Below are 21,990 nucleotides of genomic sequence, written 5' to 3'. Positions count from 1 at the left end.
CTCGAAGGCGCGCTCCAGCACGGGAGGGCGCGTCGCACCGACCAGCGCAGCGGCGGCGCACGCTGCGGAACCGGGGTCCACGACTATCGACGCCGCTCCCGGTCCTTCTCCGGCAGCAGCGCGAGCACCGCGACGACGGCTCGGTGATCGGTCCCGGGCACGGTTCGCTCACCCACCGAGACCCCGGCCAGACCGGGACCGTGAAGGACGTGATCCAGCTGGACCACGGGTGGGACGAGGGCACGGCCGGCGGGCCACGTGGGGGCCCACCCGTGGCCGAGCTCGGCGTGCGTGTCCGTGAGGCCGGCCGAGAGCAGGTCCCGCATCGGAGTGTGGTCGAGGGAAGCGTTGAAGTCACCCAGGAACACGGTGTCCGGGCCCGCGCGCCGCGCCAGGGAGGTGAGCGCGGCCATGTCCCGGGTCCACCGCTCCGGGCTCCCGAGGGGGTAGTAGGTGTGCACCGCGACGAACTGCACGCTACGTCCGCCGACCGCGACCTCGGCGACGGTCTGGGGCCAGGCGGTGTCGGCACGAGTGGTACCGGCTTCGCCGATCGGGAGCCGTGAGTAGACCGAGGAGTCGTACTCGGGGTGGAGTTCCTGGTGCGGCAGCAACGCGCCCAGGCCCGCCCTGTCGAGGGCTTCCACGCCGCCCGGCGGCATCTGCTGCACTGCCAGGACATCGATCCGCTCCGTACGGACCAGACGCACCACCGCCTGGGCGTCGGCGGCGCCCCCGTTGGTGTTGAGGGTGGCCACACGCAGCTCAACCGCGCGCTCCGGCACCTGCGGGCCATCAGCTAGGAACCGTGGGGCGAGCAACACCGCGTGAGCGATCACCAGGGCTGCGGTGCCGGCCAGGGCCCATCGGGACCGCAGCGCAGGAACGGCGGCCATCAGCAACAGCACCAGTACGCCGATGACGGTGGTCCAGGGAAAGAGCACCATCGGCATCGCCAGCGGTGTTCCGGCGTCGAGCCCCGTCAGCCGGACGACGAGCAGAGCGGCGGGCGCGATGAGCGCGACCGCGCAGCCCAGCAGCCCCCATAGCTGCCCGCCACCACCGGCCCACCGCCGTCTCTCAGCGGGCGGGGCCTCTGTAGCCGTGTGCGTCACTTGTTCCCATCCTGGAGTCGTGCCCGGTGGACTGAAGGTGATGGCCGGATCCCGGACGGAGACGTCGGTGCATGCTGCATGGTTCCGCAGGCGGGTTCCACACTCAAGAGGCCCCGGAAAGTCGGGCGGAGGGGGCCCGCTCCACGATGAAGAGCCCGTCAGCGTACTGACGGGCTCCCACGGCATCGCAGCTAACCTGCCATCAGGTCAGATCGTCGGCGTCTCGTCGATGACCTCCTTGTGCGGTTCGACGACGAACTTCCAGCCCTCGCTGGGCTCGAGAAACCGCACGCGAGTCGGGAAGATGTCCAGGGCGCGGCGGTCGCGGTTCTGGCTGTTCGTGTTCTTGCGTCCCCGGGCCGGCTCCTCGTACAGGTCGACCTTGACGTCCGGTACTTCGACGACTTCCTCGCTCCAACGCTGGACGACCCCTGCGCCGAATGCTTCCCGGGCCGCGGAATAGAGAGAGTCCAGGGACTCCTTGCTTCCGCCGGGAACGAAGAGGGCCAGGTTCAGAAGAACGCCGGCACTCTGGAGAACCTCGATTGCCTCCCCTGCCTTGTCTGCAATCCAGATGCCGCCCTCTTCGGCACTGTCGGGGAGGACATGAACCTCCTCGCCGAATGCCGTCCGTACCGTGAAGGACCCGCCCTCGAAACTCTTTCCCGATTTCGTAAGGAAAGCTGGTGCGTAGCAGTCGGGGGAAACGCCATCCATGCTCGCCGGGACGAAGACACCGTCCTGGGGGCCCAAACCTGAAGTCTCCTCGGCTGTAAGACGCCGAGCCGTAAGCTTCTCGGTATTCACGCCATTCCCCTTTATCGCGTCGTTCTGATAAATCATCAAGACTCTATCATGGAAAGGGAAGAAGGCTGCCCTCAGGTGCCCCATGCCGGAAATGACCAGTCGTGGAGAAATCGGTCGGCATATGGGTCGTCTGCGGTCTGTATGTGTACGCCCGGTCAAAAAGGGGACCTGGGTTGCCGGGTGACAACTCCCGCCGAAAACAACTCACCCCTGAGTGCTCGTAGCGCACCATGCAAGGGATCTCCGAACATCATGGGCATCAGCAGGCTCCGCTATGTCATCGAGCAGACCTTTGCCTGCTCCACCCGTGCAAGCGGCTCACCGTCCGCTGGTAACGCCGCACGAACTCCACGCCGGCTTCGTCTCCCTCGCCTGCAACCCGATCTGCTTCAGACGCCTCAAGGAGGCACGATCTTGATCGTGTTATGAGCTCAAAGGGGGATTGCGGAAAGGGATCAGCCATCGTCCCGCTCACCGTGGCAGGGATCCGATGGCTCCCGGACACTCTCCCGCCCCACCCAAGAGCCGCCCGCGACCCCGGCACCCATGAAGTGGTCGGCCTGAGGAAGGCGCGCGCCAGTCCGCCGCCCCTACCAAAAAACGCAGCTCAGGGCCGCGCCCTCGCGGGCGGACGCGGCCGCGTTGGCGTGCGGCCCGTAGACGTCGGCGGTGTCGATCAGATCCGCGCCCAGGTCGAGGGCACGGTGGATGGCCGCGATCGATGCCGCGTCGTCCCGCCCGTGGGGGCGTACGCATAGGACATCCCCATGCAACCGAGTCCCACGACGCCGACCCGCTGCCCACCCTGTCCCCTTGCCGTGGTGCGCAACCTACGTCTCCTGTCCAGGAGTTCCGCTCCGTCGACGAGAGAGTCGACGAGAGAGGGCCGGTTCGTGTCCACCATCGAGGTGGTGGACACGAACCGGCCCCGGACGTTCAGGAAACGGCACCCTCGGTCCAGGCCCGTTCGAGGATCTCGTCCACGGTCTGGTCCACCGTCTGGTCGGAGGTGTCCAGCCAGAGCCCGATCTTCGAGGTGCCGCCGCGGAGCACCGCGTCGAGGTCCTTGGGCTGCCAGTCCGGGCCGTAGCCGGTCTTGGCGCGCTTCTCCTCCCGCGCAAGCACGGCGTCGGGGTTCGGAGCCAGGACGACCACCGCCAGAGGCCGGCTCTTGATCGTCTCGGTGATCTCCTGGAGATGCTCGCCGAGCAGAATGTCCTGGAGGATCGCGGTGAAACCCGCCTGGCAGTAAGCGTCGGCGGACGCCGCTGCCAGTCGGTGCCGGAGACGGAGCTGCTCGAGGGCCTCCGGCTCCGGGTCGGCGGTCACGTTGACCTGACCGTTGACGATCATGCGACGGAAGAAGTCCCCCCGCACGTGAACAGATCGGTCCAACCGCTCGGCCAGAGCCTGCGCGACGGTCGACTTGCCCGCCGCGGAGATGCCCGACAGGACGAGGACGCCCCTGCTGCCTCCGTCACCCGGATTGTTGTCTGCCATAAGGTGAAGTGTTTCCTCTCTCGTGTACTCGGTCGCGCGGACCGCAGCCGTTCCAGCACGTCCGGAAAAAGCCGACGGCGTGGCCTGCACGGGTATTCAGCGCCCTGTGCGCTCAGCCGCGTTCGAGGATGAGCAGGTCCAGGTGGTCGGACTCTCGTTGGAGATACCCCACGTGCCCGTCTTCGGCTCTCGACGCAGGCGCAGACCATACCGTGCGGCTGCGGCGCGCAGATACTCGACCTGATAGGCGATAGCGTAGGCTGGCTCTTCCTTCGAATGTACGTAGTATTCGCCACGATTGTTGGTGAAGGTGAACGCCGTACGCCCCTGGGCGATATTTTCGGCCACCTTGTCGTCGACCGGATAGTCCGTCGCAAAGCACCTGCCTTAAGGGCGGAGCGCACGGGCCGCCTCCGTCAGGTAGTTGTTCAACCCGGGCCGGATCAGATGGCTGACGAGACCCGCCATCGCGACCACGTCGAACGCCGAGCCCTCGGCCGGGAACTGAAAATCCACAGCTCGCGGCTTTGCGTCGGTATTATAGATCTCCTGACGGATGTCGACATGCTCGAATCTGAAATTTGGGTACTTCGACGTAATGGCGTACGAGCACCACTCGCTGGCATGCGGCACGATGTCGAAGCCGAGACAGGAGCCCTTCTCGCCGAGGACGTCGGTGAGCGGAGCCGCGATGCACCCCGCACCGCAGCCGACGTCCAGCACCTCGTGCGCGTACCCGACGTCCAGCTCCCGCCGTCACGTAGCCGGTGATCTGGCGCCCGACCTTCAGGAAGTCGCCGTTTCCGACGAAGCGGCGGTATCTGTGTGGCGGCAGCCGCTCGTGGTTCCGGCCGCGCAGCCGGTCGGTCAGGTCAGGAATCCGCGATCCCTCCCGGTACCCGGAAGCCCGCAAGCGATCAAAAGCACTGGACGCGCGAACCGTGGAGGTATATCCGTCGCCTTCTTGGGCGAGCGCGCGGCGGCCGACCGCTTCCACGGTGCCGTCACGTCGTCCCGCGACACCGCACCGAGCGCCCGGGGCGGCGGCCGCAGCGCGAGAAAGCAGCGGGTGACCCCACGACGACCCGCGGTCCGGGTGCGAGCAGGGTGGACGAAGGCCCCGGCAGAGGGCTACGAAACCGGGCGTTCCGAGCCCCAGGAGCCGCGCCTCACGGCCTATCAGCGCCTGCTGAACGGGTGGGCGGCGAAGTACCCCGCCGCCACCCCGCCCCAGCCGCAGGTTCCGGAGACGTTCACCGGCCCCGGCACTCCCGAGCCCCCGAGCCGGAGATCCCCGCCCCGGCACCAGCCCCGGCCGACCAGGCCACCCCCGAGCGCCGTCCCGCCCGTCCGGCGACCTCGCGCCGCCCGGCGTCGAAGAAGGCGGCGCAGCCCGCGACCGACCCGCGCTTCCCGAACGGCCCGCTCGCCGTGCTGGACGGCCACGGCTCCGCGCACGGCATCGACGACCTCGTCCTCCACTGCCCCGCCACCATGATCCCGGAACTGGTTGAGTGGACGCTCACCGAGTCCGGCCTCGGCGCGGCGAAGCTCCACCGCAACGGCAAGGATGCCGACCCGCTGATCGTGCTCACCGCAGCAGCCACCGTGAAGTTCGGGCTCCCCGAGCGCCTGGAGGGCCACGAGCAGCGCCGCTCCCTGCGCCTGCCCGAGGACCACCCGGTCGTCAAGCAGGTGGCCAAGGCGCGCTGGCAGCTCACCCAGCGCGGGTTCGGCCCGTGGGCCAGGGTGTACCGCAAGGCGCAGGGGCGAGAGCGGCAGTGCGTACAACTCGCGATCCTCTCGTGGGACGCCCTGGACGAACGGTCATGGCCCGGCGTCGCGGACATGGGCGCCGCCGACATCGCCCGCGTCCTGGGCACCTACGCGACACGGGTCACCACCCCGCGCGGCTCCACGGCGGTCTCCGGACTGGAACTGATGACCGCGCTGCGCCCGCCGACCAGGGCCGTGCGGGACGAGGCGACCGGGGCCCGGGTGTCCGGCCACAACGCGGGCAGTCTCGGCACCGAGCCGATGGAACCGGCCCCGCCGGAAGCCACCCCGGAGCACCCCGTCGTAGTCGGCAGCGGCTGGAAGGGCGGTTTCCTCAACGAGGAGGCCTACCAGTGGGTCCGGCCGGTGGACGCACTCACTGCCGAGGAGTGCACACTGCCCTACGCGATCGGTCTCGACCTGAACGCGACATTCCTCGCCGCCGCCTCCCGCCTGACCGTCGGCCTCTCCACGCCGGACCACTTCCCCGCCCCGAAGTTTCACCCGAAGATCCCCGGAAGCTGGCTCGTCGACCTGAGCCACATCGAGCTGGACCCCCGCCTGCCCAGCCCGTTCACCCCGACGGCACCCGCCCGACGGGCCCGGCCTGGTACCAGACGAACGCCGTCGCCTACGCCCAGGAACTCGGGCACGAGGTCCACCCGGTCGAGGCCTATCTGCGCCGTGGGACCGGCGCGTACCTGGACCCGTGGCACGACCGCCTCAACACCGCCTACGTCGACACCCTCGCCGACCTCGGCGTCACCAAGGATCTCGCCGACCGCGCTTTCCTCGCCGCGATGGAACAGCACAAACAGACCGACCCCGCCATGGCCGCCGTGCTGTCCGCGATCAAAGCGACGGTGAAGGGCGGCGTCGGCAAGCTCCGCGAACGCCCCCAGGGGCGCCACTACAAGGCGGGGGATCGGTGGCCCGCACTGGAACGGCCGACCTGGCGACCCGACATCCGGGCCGCCGTCATCAGCAAGGCCCGAGTCAATATGCACCGCAAGATTACGAACATGGCGAAGATGACCGGCCTGTACCCGCTCGCCGTGCTGTCGGACTGCGTCGCCTACGCCAGCCCGGGAGACAGCCCACTCGACTTCCTCCCGTACGACGATGCCGGGAAGCCCCGGCCCGGTGGCTTCCGCCTCGGCGCGGCCCCGGGCCTGGTGAAGCTGGAGGGCGTCCGGACCATGTCATGGGCGGTCGACCTGATGGAGAAGGGCCTGAACCCAGCTCGCCACATCAAGGGCGGCGACGCCGTCCTGGACGAAGGGGAGTAGGCTATGGGGGAGATCGAGGACGCTATCGAGCGCGCCGACCGAGAAGCCTTCACCCGTGAACCGCCCAAGACGCTCAAGGCCCAGATCGGCTACCTGCTCAAGCAGTACGGCAGTGCCAAGGCCGTCGCGGCGGAGCTCGGCGTCACCGCCGACAGCGTGAACCACTACCGGCGCGGAGCCCGCAAGCCCGCCCGCGCCGACGTCGCCGCGAAGATCGACGACGCGGTCCGGGCACGCTGGCAGCCCCAAGTCCGCAAGCGCCGCAAGCGCCAGGCCGCCACCACCGGCGGGATCACCGTGGAGACCCGCCCGCTTCGGCTACACCGCACCCGTCGGCACCACCGACGACGGGCGATTCCGCCGCCTCACCGTCCACCTCCCCGCCACGTACGCGCAGCGCCTGTTCGACGCCCGCGACGCCGGAGCCAACGACCAGGAGATGCGCGGCATCATCGCCGAAGGTTTCAAGAACGTCTACTTCCAGGACGGCGGCAACCGTGCCACCGGACTCTCCGACGTCGAGATCAACGACATCGACTACCTCGATCTCAACTTCTGAACCCTCCCGACCCCTCGCCCCGGACGCGACACACCATCAGGCGCGGGGAGGCGGGCCCTCGCCAGAACGCCACCGTCACGCACCGGGCCGTGCGCGACGGCCGCCCGCGACCCGAACGCCGAGCGCGCACCCGGGGAACCCCGAACCGCAGCCGGGCGACACCAGGCCCCGCACGGAGCCCCCGGCGCGCGCCGCCCCCGCCCCGGCCGGCGGGCGCACGCCGTACGGAACGGCGGTGCCGAGCACAGGAAGAGAGCGACACGGATGATCCCCCAAGGCCGCCCCGCCCTGACCGAGGACGACATCGCCACCGCCGCAGGCCTGCCGGTCCACCCCTGGCGCCGCCGCCACGGCGCCGCCCTCCGCGCACGCGTACCCGTGGTCACCCGGGCCAACGCCTGCGCCTGTACGACGAAGAGCAGGTCCGCGCCTACCTCGACGGGAAGTCGTGGCCGCCGGCGGCGAACGACGAGGACGAGGAACCGGTCGCCGAGGACGCAAGCCGTGGCCGACCGCCGTGCCACCGGGAGAGAGACACCCCGACGACCTCCTCACCGACAAGGAGACCGCCGGCATCCACGGCCTCGGGGACTCGACCGTCCGCGCCTACGCCACCACCGGCTACCTGCCAGCCGGCATCGAACGCCACGGCCGCACCTGGTGGCCCCACCACAGCGCCGAAGCCCGACGCGAAGCCGGAGACCAACGCCACCGCAACCCCGGCCGACAGCCCGGCGACCCCCGCAACCGCGCACCACGCCCCCGCCACGACCCCCGCATCACAGAAATCGCCGGACTGACCACCGTGGCGCCTCTCACCACCGCAGACGTCGCCCAGCGCTACAAGGTCAGCGAACGAACCGCCCAACGACTCCTCGCCGCCGCCCGCAAGCACAAAGAGAACCAATAGCGCCCCCTGAGCTAGTCGTTTTATCCCGTAGGAGCCTTGGGTGCGTGGCTCGCATAGTGGTCTGATGAGTCCGATCTCCACACACCATCGGTTCCGGGACCCGCGCAGTACGAAGTACGACTTCCTCGCGTCTGTCCTCGTGCGCTGTCCAGGCTGCGAGAAGATCGCTGACGTCGTGGCAGGACCGGATCCGGCAGGGGTGCACGATCCGGATCTCTTTGGACCAAGGCGTCTAGCCTGCCGGAACTGCGGGGCGGCGAAGGAATGGAGCCGTGGGGGTGTGACCCTGCACCGGGGTCGGGATGAGCCGGCCACGGACCCGTACTTCGGCGTCCGTCTGTGGCCGCAGACCGAGAACCGGCACGCGTGGGTATGGGCCTACAACCTGGAACACCTGGACCTGATCAGGCGGTTCGTGCAGGCGCCGCTGCGTGAAGGGATTCCCTGGCACGACCACGGCCGGAAGATGACCGTGGTGGCCCGCCTGCCTGCATGGATGCAGCAGGCCAAGAACCGCGACGAGGTGCTGCGGGCCATCGCCCGCATCCACGCCGCACTGCTCCGCGCCTGATGTGGGAACACCGAGCCTGCCGCTCATCCCGTGACGCGTGGGGGCTTGGTGCCTTTCTTGTAATGCCTGGGGCGCGAATGCGCTTCTCCGGTCTCGAGGACAAGACCGACGTCCTGAACGGTGGCCCGGCGTCGGTTTTTCACGCCGGGCGGGCGGCCCGGGCCGGGTTTGGTGGGATTGGGCGCATGGGCTGGCAGGGGGGCACTTCATACGGAGGTTCCTGAACCCGCGCCGTACCCGGGGCGGGGTGAGCTTGTTCGGTAGAGCCGGCCGTTCCCAGGGGCGACGGAGATCGGTGACCAGGCCACGGACGAGACGGAGTTGGGTGTGAGCGGCGACGATCAGCCAAGTCCACCGGTCGGCGGCCACGGGATCACGGAGCTTGGGGCGGGGCCTCCGAGCGTCTGTTTGATCATTCTGAAGGTGTGCTCAAGATCGAATCTGCGCAGGAACGCGTGCCGGAGCCGGTCGACATCCGTCTCGCTCGCGCCGGTGCCCGACCATCACAGCCAGACTGGCTCGGGGTCCGCTCCGTTGGACAGGCGGTTGACCTCGAGCCGGATTACGGTGCCCTCGATGATCGGCAGCTCCTCCCGGCGGGTGAGCCAGGCCGCGCGGCGGGTCAGCCGCGGGTGGAGCCGGCCGAAGGAAGTGGCCACCGCGGTGCCGTACCGCTCCGTCTCAGTGACTGTCCGAACGTCGGGCTCGCCCCAGATGCCCGGCTGGCCGAAGATGAACTCGCAGCCGAGCTTGGGCGGCCGCCCGCCCGTCGGGTCGTAGATCCTCGGAGGCGTGGGCCGGCGCATCGCGCGGTCCGACCGTAGTCTGCCCAACCGCTCAAGTGGTAGGTCCATCAGCAGGAACGACAGGCGCTGAACGCCGTAACCGGCGTCCAGGACCAGGAGAATGGCCAGGTCGCCGGGGGTCCACTGGTCGGCGGCGACCAGGCGCTCGGCGACCTCGTGGACTTGGGCGGCGGTGACCGCCGCGACATCGGTACCCGGCTCCAGCCGGGCCGCGTCCAGCAGCGCGGTCCAGGAGGTGCGTCCCACCTCCAGTGCCGCGACGATCGAGTCCGGCCAGCCCGGGATCATCGTGTGCTTGCTTTCGCCATGGCCATAGGTGTGGCAGAACGAGCGGTCCGGTGACGTGTTTGCGTCCGGCCGTAGCCACGGCTGACATCGGCCGTGAACACCAGGCGCCCGGCCGCAGCCCGGGGCTGCGGCAGCCCGGCCAGCGTTCTCCGCAGTCGTGCGACGTCGACGCGGCCGCGGTCGAGCCCGCCCTACAACGCGCCGTGCTCACGCCGGTGTTCAGGCGTGAGCGCGAGATCAACCAGAGTCTTCGCGGGCCCGTCGGAGCGCAGCAGCGCGTCGCAGAGCTCGAACAGTTCGTCGCCCCCTCTGGTCAGGCACGCATACAACTCCGACCGGAAGTATGACGCTTCCGCGAACGCCTCCCGGCGGACATCCTCATCCAGCAGACTCGACTCCACGGCCGCCGTTACGGTCATGTGCACTCCTTGGTCGGAGCACAGGATCGAGCGAAGACCGCCCGCACGTCCGCTGAGCTGCGAAATCACGGCTCAAGTTCGAGGGCTGTTCGACACGGGGTCGATAAACGACAAGCTGAGTGGCTGTTGTTGTTACGAACGCGAGCGGTATCGCTCGAACGGAAATCTCAGTATCGGGTGACCACGGTGGGTGCCGGGTATGAGAAGTCGGCGTACATGGTCGTCTCGACTCAGATCGTCGCGTGATGCTCGCCGTGGACCCCGGGAGTGTCGCCCCTACTCGGATCGTCGCCGCGCGAGATGGACGATGATGTCGGCGGCGATCTCGACTGTCTCGGGAAGGACCCGCGTGATCGCGTCGTACGCCTGCTGTCGCCTCGATTGCGGCAGTTGGAGATACGCCGAGACCGTCGACAGATAACCCACGTAGTCAGAAGCGCTCGTCGTCAAGCGCCGCTTGACGACGGCCTGCTGAACATCGAGGAACAACGGAGACCGCTGCAGTTCCGTGCCCGGCCACTGCATTTCCTCGTCAGGATCAGTCCCATCGGGAGACGGAACCTCGTCGCTTTCCAGGAACGGCGCCCGCGCCGCACGCACACACTCCGCAACAGCTGGGTCAGCCGGCTGAACCTGGCCGCCGAACGAGGCGAAAACGCCCTCCGGCTTCAGTAGCGCGACCACTCTTGACCACCGACTCTCCGGGCGTGTCCAGTGCAGGGCTGCCGCCGCATAGACGAATTCATAGGTCTCACCTGGCCGCAGGTCCTCGAACGCGGCCCGCACGGTCGTCACGTTCGGGGTCGCGGTCTTGTTCAGCTCGGTGAGCATGGCGGGGTCGGGCTCCGTCGCCGTGACCGCGACCCCATGGTCAGCGAACAGGCGGGTTGCTTTGCCTGTCCCCGCACCGATCTCCAGGGCCGTCCGGACCGGTCGGCCCGCGTACGTCATCACCAAGTCGAAGAGCTCCTTGGGATACCCCGGCCGGAACCTTTCGTAGGCTTCCGCGTTTACGCCGAAGCTCAGTGCACGAGCAGACATGCCGACCATCCTCACACGAGCGGGGCAGACAGCGCTTGGCAGTGCTTAGAAGCCATCTCATTTGGGCGACTCGGTATTCTGTGAGTCATGGTGGGGATCGTTGAGCGGTTGGTGCCGGACGAGTTGTGGGAGTTGTTCCAGCGGGTGGTGCCGGAGGCGCCGTCGCGGCCGCAGGGCGGTGGCCGGCGCCGGCACGGCGACCGGGAAGTGCTGGCGGCGATCGTCTTCGTGGCGACATCGGGTTGTACCTGGCAGCAGCTGCCTTCGGCGTCGTTCGGCCCGTCCGGCGCGACCGCCCACCGGCGGTTCTCGGAGTGGTCGAAGGCCAGGGTGTGGGCCAAGCTCCACCGCCTGGTCCTCGACGAACTGGGTGCCCGCGGCGAGCTGGACTGGTCGCGGTGCGCGATCGACTCGGTGAACATGCGAGCCCTGAAAAGGGGGACCTGACAGGTCCGAATCCTGTCGACCGGGGCAAGTACGGCTCGAAAATCCACCTGATCACGGAAAGGTCGGGTCTGCCCATATCCGTCGGCATCTCCGGCGCCAACCTGCACGACAGCCAGGCCCTGATCCCCCTCGTGAAGGGCATCCCGCCAATCCGCTCGCGCCGCGGCCGGCGACGGCGCAAGCCCGCCAAACTCCACGCCGACAAGGGCTACGACTACGCCCACCTGCGGCAATGGTTACGCGAACGCGGCATCACCCACCGCATCGCCCGCAAGGGAGTCGAGTCCTCGCAACGGCTGGGCCGCCATCGCTGGACCGTGGAGCGCACCATGGCCTGGCTCGCCGGCTGCCGCCGCCTCCACCGACGCTACGAACGCAAAGCCGACCACTTCCTAGCCTTCACCAGCATCGCCTGCACCCTCATCTGCTACCGCAGACTCACCAAATGAGATGGCGTCTAAACATGCGCAGCCGGGGCCGCCGAACCTCACTTCGGCGGTATCCCGTGCCTATGTGCGCACGCCAGGACATGATCTTTCAGGAACGCACTGGCTCGGACTCCTTGACAGCAAGCCGGTATGAACCGGTCCGGGGACGCGTCAGAATTCCGCGCTTCACCATGCGGTTCAGGTCTCGGGCGCAGTTCTCCGCCTTGACATCGGGACGCATCTTCCCGACCTCATCCTTGATCTCCGCGTACGTTGCCTCGACTTGCAGCCGCAGCAAGTCCTGGATGACGGCAGCGACGGAGACCCGCGGCTGTGAACGCGGCGACGCTTCCGCGACGGGATCAGGAACACCGGTCGCACCCTCGGCCAGCGGCTCGTCCAGTGCCGACAGCCAGGCCTCGGCCTTCGACAGAGCACTGCCGGAAGCCGTGACCATCAAGGCCACCAAATCCTCCCGCTCCTTCGCCGACCGCAGCGCTTCCTCGGCGGCCTGACGCTCAGCCGTCGCCCTGCGGAGCAGTTCTCTGTCTTCTGCAGCATGCCGCGCCAGCTGGGTAGCCCACAGCCTCCGCCTGGTCACGTTCACTGGGCATCTCCTTCCGGCATAGTCGTAAAAGGCCTTCCCTGCGCAGCAGACCATATAGCGGTCCCGCCACCTACCTAGCAACTTCCTGGCTGGATGGAAACACTCTCCCATCCAGCCAGCACTGAACTACCCCGTATTCCTGGGCCCACCTACCGTCGGACACCTTCCCTAATGCCGTAACCCTCGTGGGTGAATGCCCCAAGGGTCAAGATTGACGCCTTCTTTGCGTCAGCCGCGACGGTAGCTCGCGGCATACCTGCGACGGTGCCGGATGGTCCGTGCTGCCCGCACTCGCGGTGTATCCAGCGGGTCGTGACCTACCGTTTGGAATCGGCCTCGCAACAAGCAGAGTGAGCCGCTGCGGCACCGGCGTGACGCCTGCCCCGTTATGATAAATCCGGCTGTCCGGCACCCTCAGGAACCGTCACTGAATACGGCAGACGGGAAGATGCCGGTTCCGCTCTGGTGTAGGTACCGTTACGATATCCAATCGAATAGAACATGTTATCCGTGTTCGAAACTATTTCTTGATCTTCCAGAGTGCAGAGGAAGTTGAGAGGGAAAACCGTGGCCAGACGCGAGCGATCAGTTCCCGCGGGCGAAGGCGTGCCGGTACAGCGCCTGGAGTGCCCCCACTGCGGCATGTCCTGGAACCGTCCTCCCAAGCCAGGCCGGCTACCCCGGTTCTGTCGGATGCCTGCAAGCAGGCTTCCTGGCGCAGACAGGCCCGGGATCGGCACGCCGAGAGGGCGTCTGCGCAGCCGCGACAGGGGCAACGCGAGCGATTCCACGCCGAACTGGCGGCCCTCTCGGGCAGAAAGCCCCTGCCCACCCCAAGGATCCTTCCCCTGCTGAGGGAACTCGCACAAGCGACGGCCTCGGACGAACGCACAGCCCAGCAGCTCTACAAGGCCGCGGCGCGGAAATGGCACCCGGACGCTGGGGGAGACGCCGGAACATTCACGCTGCTCCAACTGGCATACCGCCGGGCGCGGCAGGAGGGGTTGTGAGGGCGGCAGAACCTGCAGGCAGTCAACGTCCGTGGCCTCCTGTTCCTTCCTCCCGGCCGGTCTGCCGGCTGCTCGTACGGTAGGCGGGCAAGCCGCGACCGGTAGTGCTCGTTCACCGAGCCACCTGCTCTATGCCCTTCCGGCGGCGTGAAGCCGTTCGGCGGCGGCACCCTCTCGCCTGCCAACTGGGCCCGGCGCGAGCGCACTTCTTCACCGGCGTGAACGCCGCTGCACTGAGGCCGACGAAGCCGAAGGGACGGCGCCGCTTTCACCTCGAAGAGGTGTGAGCGCCTTCTGGCTCTCCCGTGCTTGCTGTCCCCCTCGCCTCGGCGACGAGCTGTCACGAACTGCCGTTTTCCTCGGCCGCATGGCGGCTTCTTCGCGTCCCCCAGGACGAGATCCGCTCTCCGGCTCCCCTTAGACGCCATCTCATTTGGTGAGTCTGCGGTAGCAGATGAGGGTGCAGGCGATGCTGGTGAAGGCTAGGAAGTGGTCGGCTTTGCGTTCGTAGCGTCGGTGGAGGCGGCGGCAGCCGGCGAGCCAGGCCATGGTGCGCTCCACGGTCCAGCGATGGCGGCCCAGCCGTTGCGAGGACTCGACTCCCTTGCGGGCGATGCGGTGGGTGATGCCGCGTTCGCGTAACCATTGCCGCAGGTGGGCGTAGTCGTAGCCCTTGTCGGCGTGGAGTTTGGCGGGCTTGCGCCGTCGCCGGCCGCGGCGCGAGCGGATTGGCGGGATGCCCTTCACGAGGGGGATCAGGGCCTGGCTGTCGTGCAGGTTGGCGCCGGAGATGCCGACGGATATGGGCAGACCCGACCTTTCCGTGATCAGGTGGATTTTCGAGCTCGTACTTGCCCCGGTCGACAGGATTCGGACCTGTCAGGTCCCCCTTTTCAGGGCTCGCATGTTCACCGAGTCGATCGCGCACCGCGACCAGTCCAGCTCGCCGCGGGCACCCAGTTCGTCGAGGACCAGGCGGTGGAGCTTGGCCAGCACCCGGCCTTCGACCACTCCGAGAACCGCCGGTGGGCGGTCGCGCCGGACGGGCCGAACGACGCCGAAGGCAGCCGCCGCCAGGTACAACCCGATGTCGCCACGAAGACGATCGCCGCCAGCACTTCCCGGTCGCCGCGCCGCCGGCCACCGCCCTGCGCGGCTGACGGCGCCTCCGGCACCACCCGCTGGAAATACTCCACAACTCGTCCGGCACCAACCGCTCAACGATCCCCACCATGACTCGCAGAATACCGAGTCGCCCAAATGAGATGGCTTCTTAGTCCTCCTGGCTGTGCGCCCTTCGGAGTGAAGGAGGAGAGCCTTGATCGAGCCGGGTGAAGCTGCAGCGCGGAGGCCGTGCGCTACCGGGCCGCGCCCCCGCCAACTCCCGTTCACCGGAAGCTGCGCACCAAGCAGCTCGCGGCCTTCGGACCCGGGGACACGGTCCGAAGCCGTCGTGGTCTCGCCTGTCCCCGAACGAAGTGCAAGTCGGATCAGATAATTGAGTTGGCTTGTATCTGGAGAGGGTTCGCGGTATGTTTGCAAGCAGAGCTTCAATCGGCGAGGAGCCAGGCCATGCTGCTCACGACTGGGCAGAAGCTGCCAGGAACTCGGCTGCGCCATCACTACTTTCCGCCGCCTCATCACTGCAGAGGTCCTGCCCGGCTCTCGCCCAGGCGTGCGGGTCATGACTCCCCTTCAGGTCGTACAGGCTCTGCGGGAGCGCCCTTCCGCTCCCGTGCAGCACCTGGGTGTGAAGGAGATCGGTGTGCTGCGTGTTGACGCTGCCCACCAGGGCGGTGGTCCTGACGGGCAGCGGTCGGCTTCTTGTTCAGGCTTGCCCCCGAGGATCTTCTGGAGAGCCTGCGGGCGGGTGGCGCTGCGATGCCGCCAGTGTGGCCGCCGGGGGGGAGTGCTCCCGGTGACCCTGTCCGGTTACGTGGTGGCCGTCCTACAGGCCTGGGGACATGGAGAGAGGGAAGACGGGCGGCACGTCTTCCCGGACGCCGTCCTGGCCGGGTATGTCACCGACCTGGCTACCGCGGTTGTGCACCTGACCGCACCGCGGCAGGCCGACCGGGCATCGCCGACCTCTTTCGGGCACCCGCCTGCCCTCCCACTCGGTGGCGCTGTCGCCTACGTCTCCACCAAAGTCTTCCGCCAACTGACCCGCAGGCACAAGGAATCGTGATGGACGCAAAGACCTACAACGCGGAGCTGGCCGAGCTGCGCGCCCTGCGGGACGGCATCAGGAAGACGCAGGCCACGCTGGAGAAACTGGAGACGGACCGCGCCCGCAAGATCACCGCGCTCGCGGATACGAGAAGGCGAAGGCAGAGCGTATCGCTCCTGCGGCCGGGCTCAGCCTGGCCGACATCGTGGCGATCGCCCCCATCCTCGCCCCCGACCGGCTCACCACCGCAGCACAGCCAAACCCCACTCCCGTGCCCCCGTCGCCCGAACCGGCAACTCCGCCCACCACAGCCGTCCCAGCCCCCGAGCCCGCCGGGGACACAGCACTGCCCAGTAGCACCGAACACCCACAGACCCCGTCCCAGGCGGCACGGTCGCCCCGGCCATGACCCGCCCCGCCCCTGAACCGGCAGCTGAACCCAACGGCCCGCAGCCCCCTCGAAGCCCGCCCCGGCCACCGCCGCCCCTCTCTCGCGGCCCAGACAGCACAGCGCACCCTTCCCGGGCACCCCCAAGGCCCCACGGGGACCGCTGGTTCACCCACACCACCAACCTCGCCTCCACACACCCCAACTTCACCCAGCAGGCCCGCAGCACCGTCTTCCTCGACACGCACACCGGTGTGCTGGTCCACCGGGACCAGACGTTCCGCATCGACCTGCCGACCGCCAGCGCCGCGGAAATCCTGAACACCGTCTTCCACGTCCTGCCCGGCGGTGTCGAGCGGATCGACACCGCCAGGCGCCCCTGGGCACCGGCAGGCCGACCAGCACCCTTTCCTCAAGGACACCGTCGCCGCCTGGCTGATCTACACCCGGCTGGCGCACGGACACCGGCCGCGGCAAGGACAAGATGGCCGCGACTTCGTCCACCCCCGCAACCCCGTCGGCCGATACCAGCGCGAACAGGGCGACCAGCATGTCGAGATCCGGTCGGCGGGGGAGTGGTTCGACACCGAGGGCACTGAGCCCGCCGTCATCCGTGACGCGTTCGTCCTGCTGTGGAAGGCCCTGCGCCGCCAGTGGCCCGACGCCGTCCTGATGGGCTCACCGTCCCAGACCGGCCGTGACCTGTGGACCCGCACCATCCCCACCAAGGGCCAGTACGCGGACGGCTACCCCGTCCTGTCCGAAGAGCTCCGCGGCCTCTTCCACGCAACCGCCGGACAGGGCCGCACCGAACTGATCACCCCGCCCCGTGTTCCCGCCCAGCTCCCCGCCCTGGTCGAGTACGACCGCACCTTCGCCTACGCCAAACACACCTGGAAATCCGGAGTCGGCACCCCCGCCGCGTCACTGCAGCCACCTTCGCCTCCTGGTCCCAGAGGAACAGACCAAAGCCCTCTTCGCCTGCGGCCACTGGCACGTCCGCGTCACCGTCCCCGACACCTGGACCCACATCGGGATCCTCCCCGCACCCGCCCCCGGCGACCGCGCCTGGCACTACCCCGCCACCCCCGGCACCACCTTCACCACCTGGGCAGGCGGACCCGAAATCCACACCGCCCTCTCCAACCAGCAACCCACACATCCCGTGGAAGATCGAGATCCTCGACGGGATCCTCTTCGACGACGGCAAACCACTCGACGACTGGTCCAAGAAACTCAAGGAAGCCGCAGCCTCCCTCACCGCCCAGGCCGACCTGAACGGCGACCCCGACCAGCGCACCGCAGCCCACCTCGCCGCCCGCGCGCCGCGCCCTCCTCCTCTACGGCATCGGCGCCTTCGCCCAACGCCCCCGCACCGTCACCGGCACCACCCCCCGCACGATGGAACGCGACGTCCCCCCGGACGCCGAAATCATCGGCTTCGACGACCAGTTCATCACCTGGCAACGCCCCACCGGCTTCACCCGCGACCCCAACGCCCACCCCGAATGGGCCTCCCACATCTGGTCCTCCGCCCGCGCCGCCCTGCTCTCCCAGCGCCACCGAGACGACAACACCTACGCCGGAGCCCTCCACGCCCCACCCGGCACAATCGTCGCCTTCCGCACCGACGCCGTCTACCTCACCCAGCCCCAAACCTGGCCCCACCACGGCCAGCCGGGCGACTACCTCAACAAAGGCCACCTCCCCGGCCCCATCCCGGCCCCCACCACCGAAGACGAACTCCTGACCCTCCGCGACAAGGGCCGCGCCGCCCACCACGCCACGCCCACTGCGAAGGAGGCCTGATGCCACCGCGCCGCAGGCACCTTTCGGCACCGCACCGCAACGAAGCAGCCCGCCTCGCCGACCAACTCCAACAAGCCGGCTACACCAAACGCGACATCGCCCGCATCATCAACCGCTACGCTCCCCCTCGTCTCCCAGTTCTACACAAAGAACAAGGGCGCATCCTTCGTCCCCGCCCTCACCCAGGTCCTCACCGCCATCCACACCGCAGGCATCAGCGACGTCACCGAACTCGCCGCGATCGCCGCCCCCCACACCACCCGCCGCACCACCGCCAGCGGCACCCGAGCCCGCGTCCGCACCAAAGCCGTCCGCATCACCCCCACCGGCACCGGCACCGGGACGAGCCGGAGCACAGGCCATCGCCTCCGGCTCCGCCCGACTCCGCCCGTTGATCGCCGAAGCCGCCCGCCAGGACCTGCGCCTGGCCTTCACCGTGCGCCTCGCCAAAACCGGCTACGTCCACGTGTCAGGAAGCCGCACCGACTCACCCGGCATCCGCCGCGACGTCATCCAGCGCGCCGACCACACCGAGGAACGCTCCTACGGATCCGCCACAACGAGTGCTTCGGGCAGCCGACATCGCCCGCCGTGTCGATGCGGCGGGCGGCGATGTCACCACGGCCATCCACCGGTGGCTGGTCGACACCGGCCGGATCATCCCGACGCACACATCGTCCATCTCGAAATCCGTACCTGGCGCCCTCGCTGACCCCGCGCGGCCGCAACGGGTGTACCGCCAACCCCACAGCCAGGGGAAGTGATGCCTGGGCCTCATCCTGTCCGGTCGTGGCTAACGCGTGTGCGCCGCGAAGGAAGGCCATAGCGGGGCCACCATGGCAGCACGGTCGTTGACCTTTCATGTTCTGGCTGGAATCGACCACGACATGCGACCAGCCGCGACGATTCGGGGCCGGTCACTCAACCTGCGCGACAGGGCTCTGCGGAGATTGTCTGCCGTGTGCGCCACGGACAGCGCGTTGCCCAGGGCGCGCCGCATACCGCATCATCACGCCCATGAGTGATGCTTCCCGTCAGCCCAACCCCGGCACAGGCCTGCTCGGTCCGCGTTACGCCCGCCGCAACCAACTCGGCGCCACAGCAGACATCGAGGGAGGGGGACGGTGGGTGGCCGTCGACGAGTCAGGATGGGACGGCGACCAACTCCACGGCGAACAGCGCAGCCGCTACCTGTCGGTCGGATCAGTAGCCATCAGCGACGCCGACGCGGAGCCCATCGTGGATGAGATCCGCTCCGCTACCCGCATGCAAGCACCTGAGCTGAAGTTCTCAGGCGTCTTCGCCGGCCCGAAGAACGGCCAGCGGCGCTCGGTCCTGTCGCGCTCCTCGCACCGGGCGGTGCTCTGCACGAAAGGGCATCGGTCTATCTGCTCGACAAGCACTACTTCGTCGTGGCCAAGCTGATCGACCTGTTCGTCGAAGAACAGGCGCACAAGCAGGGCAGCAACTTCCGCAACGCCGGCGATGCCCGCAAGATGGCCCGCAGCCTGTTCGAGGAAGGCCCCCGCGCCCTGGGCCCGGCGCTCTTCGGCCGGCTGCTGATGTCACCGTCGCCTTCACATCCCAGAGGAACCGGGACCAGCAGGTCACCGTCGACGACTTCTACGAGATCGTGGAGGAGGCCTGGGCCCGTTCATGCCGGCGCAACGTCACCGAGGCCCGGCACTGCTGCGTACCACCCAGGAGGAAGCCGTCGAATTCCTCCAGGCCGCACACGGGCCCGACGCCGCCATCCCGCAAGCACTGGAGCCTCTGATCCGGCCGTAGCTGCGGTCACCGCCAACTGGTCCCGGAAACTGGGCAGGGTCAACATGCTGGTAGACGACCAGAGAACCCTGTCCGATGCGAACCTCGACGACATCGAGGCGGCAGCACGTGACCGCGGCTACCCCGAGTTCCGCCACCTGTCCCGTGGGGTGCATCTGGGCCAACTCCTGCGAGGGCAGTCCACGCAGCACCCCTCGCTACAGCTTGCCGACCTCATCGCGGTCGGCTTTGCCGTGGCGCAGCGCCATCACGGACTCGCCAACCCCGCTGGAGAGGACCTGTACCCCGTCGTGGTGCCCCTCGTTGACGTGGCGGGCATGCTCCCTCACCATGAGCCGGCACGGGCGGCCCACGCCGCTCCGCTGGCAGCCTGATTGCCGGTCTTGCAAGAACTGCACGGCTCGCAGACGACGACGCGGCACCGGCCTCCGTGCTCTTGGTCGTGCGCGCTCTGCGATGCATGAGGTCAATGAACCGGACAGAAGTCTGGTTCGCTCCACTCGCCTAGCCTTGGCGAGAACACCGGCCAGGCTTCCGAGGAGGAGACCCTCACAGGGGCGCTCCTGTCCGCGCAGGCTGCGGAGGAGCACCGGCCGTCGGGTGGGCGGAGGCGAGCCTTTTCTCGCTGGCACGGGCCCCGCCGCCCGACGCCGGCCTCCAGCTCCTCGGCATGCGGTCTGGGCCGGTACCCGGCCCGGGGCCGCGTCCTACGTACGCTGTCGGCTGCCGGCGACGGCTGTTCCGAGTTGCCGCAGCAGGCGGGCGACGAAACGCTGCCACTCCACGTCTTCGCTGCCCTCGGTGAACCATTCATCGGCCGGGAGCGCCGCCCGACTGCCGCAGCTCGGCCAGGAGCGAAGCGGTGTCTGCTTCCAGGTCGGGATGGCCCAGGGCCCACCGGACCTGTCCGGCCAGGCTGTGCATCTGGTGTGCCGCACGGTAGTAGGCGACTTGCGCTGCGGACAGCCGCCGGGTGGCGTAACCGCCGCACTTGCTGCACGGGATGAACTGGTGGAACGCAGCATCTCCTCGACAGTCAGCAGTTCGAAGTACCGGTTCAGGCCGCGGTCGCTGCGGAGGTGCTGGCAGCCGGGGGCGGCGCCTTTCCCTCGAACCCGCCGAGCCGTCCGTGGTGTACAACTGCACCCGGGCGAGCACCCCCAGGGCAGACCGGAGCCCTCCTGCCGCGCATCATCATCGGCGGGCCGGAAGGGCCGCAGGTCAGCCGCTCGGCTGGCCAGCAGCCCGTCCCAGAGGAGCAGAGGCAGCTGGTCACGGCGACTGCCAGTGTCATACCCGTCATCGAGGCTCCGCAGATCCGCTGCTCCCCGGGCGAGGGCCAGGCAGCGCAGCGTGGCATCGGCCTCCCGCTGCGTGCGCGCCAGGCGCACCACCAGCCTTTCAGCCTTCGGCCGTCCCCAGGTGACGGCCGAAGTCCGGATGGCCCGGATTGTGGATGCGGGGCGCCCGGACCGGATCCGCATCCGCTGTGGCGGGGGCCGTGAGGTCTTGCTGCCCAGATGTGACCAGCGCGTCGGGCAGATCACCGGCGGCCGCGATGAAGACGTAGCGGCCTCCTCCCGCCACCCGTGCCTCGAGCGCGAAGAGCGACAGGACCTCGGGCCCGTTGTCGAGAGACAGGACGAGATACAGCCCGTCCGGATCCCGCGACAGGACTCGCAAGGCCCGTAGATCACGGACGGTGACCGGGCGCCGCTCGGCGACCGGCGTGTCGTCGAAGACTCCCGGCCCCGCTGGCTGGCCGGGCAACTGCGCGAACGATGCCGATTCGGGGAATCCTTGCGCGGGTGTGCTGCACCGCAACTGTGAACCACGACCGGACAGCAGACGGGACGCGACCGGTTTGGGCACCCGCACGGTCACGGTCAACCGGTCCCAGTCCGCCTCGGTGGCCCAGCACACCAGCATGCCCAGTTCCCACTCGCTCAGAGTGCCCAGGAACGGCTCGCCACAGCCATACCGGTCCCCCCGGATCCGAGCCGGCAGCTGGACGAGCAGCAGCTGATCCTTCTGCGCCCCGGCAGTGTCCGCCGGAACCTCCGCCGCCCAGGCCGAAACGAGCCGCTGCGCACGCTCCAGCGCCGCCTGCCAGCCCTTGCGCCGACTGCTGATGTCCTGGACGAGGTAATGGGCCAGGTGGCCGTGTTCGCGGGGGTCCTCCCAGCTGTCGGCGGCACCCCCGCTCCACCGGCGCCAGAACCACTTCGCACCGTCGGCCCACCGCAGCCGGGTCACCCACCG

At 68.5% G+C, this 21,990-nt stretch carries 14 protein-coding genes and 6 pseudogenes; 10 read left to right on the top strand and 10 right to left on the bottom strand.

From position 1 onward, the window contains the following. Window positions 1-83 precede the first annotated feature (83 nt). The 5 genes from AC3CH1_RS00100 to AC3CH1_RS00080 all read right to left on the bottom strand — a co-directional run bounded on the left by AC3CH1_RS00100 (window position 84) and on the right by AC3CH1_RS00080 (window position 4,145). Complete coding sequence (locus AC3CH1_RS00100; protein WP_488460933.1) at window positions 84-1,115, bottom strand: endonuclease/exonuclease/phosphatase family protein; 1,032 nt, start codon at window positions 1,113-1,115, stop codon at window positions 84-86. A 207-nt stretch (window positions 1,116-1,322) separates the two neighbouring features. Beyond that, window positions 1,323-1,958 carry a hypothetical protein gene (locus AC3CH1_RS00095; protein ID WP_488460932.1) on the bottom strand — a complete coding sequence of 212 codons (636 nt, stop codon included), beginning with the start codon at window positions 1,956-1,958 and terminating at the stop codon, window positions 1,323-1,325. A gap of 554 nt (window positions 1,959-2,512) precedes the next feature. Continuing rightward, window positions 2,513-2,695 carry a hypothetical protein gene (locus AC3CH1_RS00090; RefSeq protein WP_488460931.1) on the bottom strand — a complete coding sequence of 61 codons (183 nt, stop codon included), beginning with the start codon at window positions 2,693-2,695 and terminating at the stop codon, window positions 2,513-2,515. Window positions 2,696-2,858: 163 nt separating this feature from the next. Further along, a complete protein-coding gene (locus AC3CH1_RS00085; protein ID WP_488460930.1) occupies window positions 2,859-3,422 on the bottom strand; it encodes an AAA family ATPase in 564 nt (187 codons plus the stop codon). Between the two features lie 387 nt (window positions 3,423-3,809). After that, window positions 3,810-4,145, bottom strand: coding sequence for a class I SAM-dependent methyltransferase (locus AC3CH1_RS00080; protein WP_488460929.1), 336 nt, complete (start codon window positions 4,143-4,145; stop codon window positions 3,810-3,812). A 373-nt stretch (window positions 4,146-4,518) separates the two neighbouring features. On the opposite strand from AC3CH1_RS00080, the pseudogene tap reads away from it, so the two are divergent. The 4 genes and pseudogenes from tap (at window position 4,519) to AC3CH1_RS00060 (ending at window position 8,527) form a co-directional block, all read left to right on the top strand. Beyond that, a pseudogene (gene tap / locus AC3CH1_RS00075) lies at window positions 4,519-6,487 on the top strand (telomere-associated protein Tap). A 3-nt stretch (window positions 6,488-6,490) separates the two neighbouring features. Then, window positions 6,491-7,046, top strand: a pseudogene (gene tpg / locus AC3CH1_RS00070) (telomere-protecting terminal protein Tpg). A 517-nt stretch (window positions 7,047-7,563) separates the two neighbouring features. After that, window positions 7,564-7,956 (top strand): hypothetical protein, encoded by a 393-nt coding sequence (locus AC3CH1_RS00065; RefSeq protein WP_488460928.1) that lies wholly within the window; start codon window positions 7,564-7,566, stop codon window positions 7,954-7,956. 280 nt (window positions 7,957-8,236) lie between these two features. After that, entirely contained in the window at window positions 8,237-8,527 is a 291-nt protein-coding gene (locus AC3CH1_RS00060) for a hypothetical protein (RefSeq protein WP_488460927.1), read from the top strand. A gap of 23 nt (window positions 8,528-8,550) precedes the next feature. Here AC3CH1_RS00060 and AC3CH1_RS00055 read toward each other — a convergent pair. Next, window positions 8,551-10,040, bottom strand: a pseudogene (locus tag AC3CH1_RS00055) (NF041680 family putative transposase). A 276-nt stretch (window positions 10,041-10,316) separates the two neighbouring features. Further along, window positions 10,317-11,081 (bottom strand): class I SAM-dependent methyltransferase, encoded by a 765-nt coding sequence (locus AC3CH1_RS00050; protein ID WP_488460926.1) that lies wholly within the window; start codon window positions 11,079-11,081, stop codon window positions 10,317-10,319. Window positions 11,082-11,168: 87 nt separating this feature from the next. Between AC3CH1_RS00050 and AC3CH1_RS00045 the strand changes: the two genes are divergently transcribed. Continuing rightward, window positions 11,169-11,977, top strand: a protein-coding gene (locus AC3CH1_RS00045; RefSeq protein ID WP_488460925.1) for an IS5 family transposase whose coding sequence is annotated in 2 segments (ribosomal slippage) — window positions 11,169-11,517 and window positions 11,517-11,977 — 810 coding nt in all. Because the reading frame shifts where the segments join, the coding sequence is not laid out codon by codon here. A gap of 88 nt (window positions 11,978-12,065) precedes the next feature. On the opposite strand, the gene AC3CH1_RS00040 is transcribed toward AC3CH1_RS00045, so the two are convergent. Further along, window positions 12,066-12,563 carry a hypothetical protein gene (locus AC3CH1_RS00040; RefSeq protein WP_228924541.1) on the bottom strand — a complete coding sequence of 166 codons (498 nt, stop codon included), beginning with the start codon at window positions 12,561-12,563 and terminating at the stop codon, window positions 12,066-12,068. 1,439 nt (window positions 12,564-14,002) lie between these two features. After that, window positions 14,003-14,807 (bottom strand): annotated as a pseudogene (locus AC3CH1_RS00035) (IS5 family transposase). A 2,725-nt stretch (window positions 14,808-17,532) separates the two neighbouring features. Between AC3CH1_RS00035 and AC3CH1_RS00030 the strand changes: the two are divergent. The 5 genes and pseudogenes from AC3CH1_RS00030 (at window position 17,533) to AC3CH1_RS00010 (ending at window position 20,102) form a co-directional block, all read left to right on the top strand. Continuing rightward, a complete protein-coding gene (locus tag AC3CH1_RS00030; RefSeq protein ID WP_488460924.1) occupies window positions 17,533-17,940 on the top strand; it encodes a hypothetical protein in 408 nt (135 codons plus the stop codon). Beyond that, window positions 17,940-18,652, top strand: a pseudogene (locus AC3CH1_RS00025) (helix-turn-helix domain containing protein). Before AC3CH1_RS00030 ends, AC3CH1_RS00025 begins: the two are co-directional and overlap by 1 nt. A 305-nt stretch (window positions 18,653-18,957) precedes the next feature. Next, window positions 18,958-19,365 carry a hypothetical protein gene (locus tag AC3CH1_RS00020; protein ID WP_488460923.1) on the top strand — a complete coding sequence of 136 codons (408 nt, stop codon included), beginning with the start codon at window positions 18,958-18,960 and terminating at the stop codon, window positions 19,363-19,365. Window positions 19,366-19,596: 231 nt separating this feature from the next. Next, on the top strand, window positions 19,597-19,728 hold the full coding sequence (locus tag AC3CH1_RS00015; protein ID WP_488460922.1) for a hypothetical protein: 132 nt from the start codon (window positions 19,597-19,599) through the stop codon (window positions 19,726-19,728). A 44-nt stretch (window positions 19,729-19,772) separates the two neighbouring features. Continuing rightward, entirely contained in the window at window positions 19,773-20,102 is a 330-nt protein-coding gene (locus tag AC3CH1_RS00010) for a hypothetical protein (RefSeq protein ID WP_488460921.1), read from the top strand. 1,027 nt (window positions 20,103-21,129) lie between these two features. On the opposite strand, the pseudogene AC3CH1_RS00005 reads toward AC3CH1_RS00010, so the two are convergent. After that, window positions 21,130-21,990, bottom strand: a pseudogene (locus AC3CH1_RS00005) (hypothetical protein); the annotation flags it as partial.

This window comes from Streptomyces sp. MGP-P1 (assembly GCF_057766565.1).
The sequence above is the reverse complement of the archived record's forward strand: the minus strand, read 5'-3'. Positions and strand labels throughout refer to the sequence as shown.

What these genes read in the sequence shown, in the direction of transcription:
- AC3CH1_RS00095 (WP_488460932.1), bottom strand. Translation starts at nt 1,958, where the DNA reads ATGATTTATCAGAACGACGCGATAAAGGGGAATGGCGTGAATACCGAG.
- AC3CH1_RS00085 (WP_488460930.1), bottom strand. Translation starts at nt 3,422, where the DNA reads ATGGCAGACAACAATCCGGGTGACGGAGGCAGCAGGGGCGTCCTCGTC.
- AC3CH1_RS00050 (WP_488460926.1), bottom strand. Translation starts at nt 11,081, where the DNA reads ATGTCTGCTCGTGCACTGAGCTTCGGCGTAAACGCGGAAGCCTACGAA.
- AC3CH1_RS00030 (WP_488460924.1), top strand. Translation starts at nt 17,533, where the DNA reads ATGGAACGCGACGTCCCCCCGGACGCCGAAATCATCGGCTTCGACGAC.
- AC3CH1_RS00020 (WP_488460923.1), top strand. Translation starts at nt 18,958, where the DNA reads ATGAGTGATGCTTCCCGTCAGCCCAACCCCGGCACAGGCCTGCTCGGT.
- AC3CH1_RS00015 (WP_488460922.1), top strand. Translation starts at nt 19,597, where the DNA reads ATGCCGGCGCAACGTCACCGAGGCCCGGCACTGCTGCGTACCACCCAG.
- AC3CH1_RS00010 (WP_488460921.1), top strand. Translation starts at nt 19,773, where the DNA reads ATGCTGGTAGACGACCAGAGAACCCTGTCCGATGCGAACCTCGACGAC.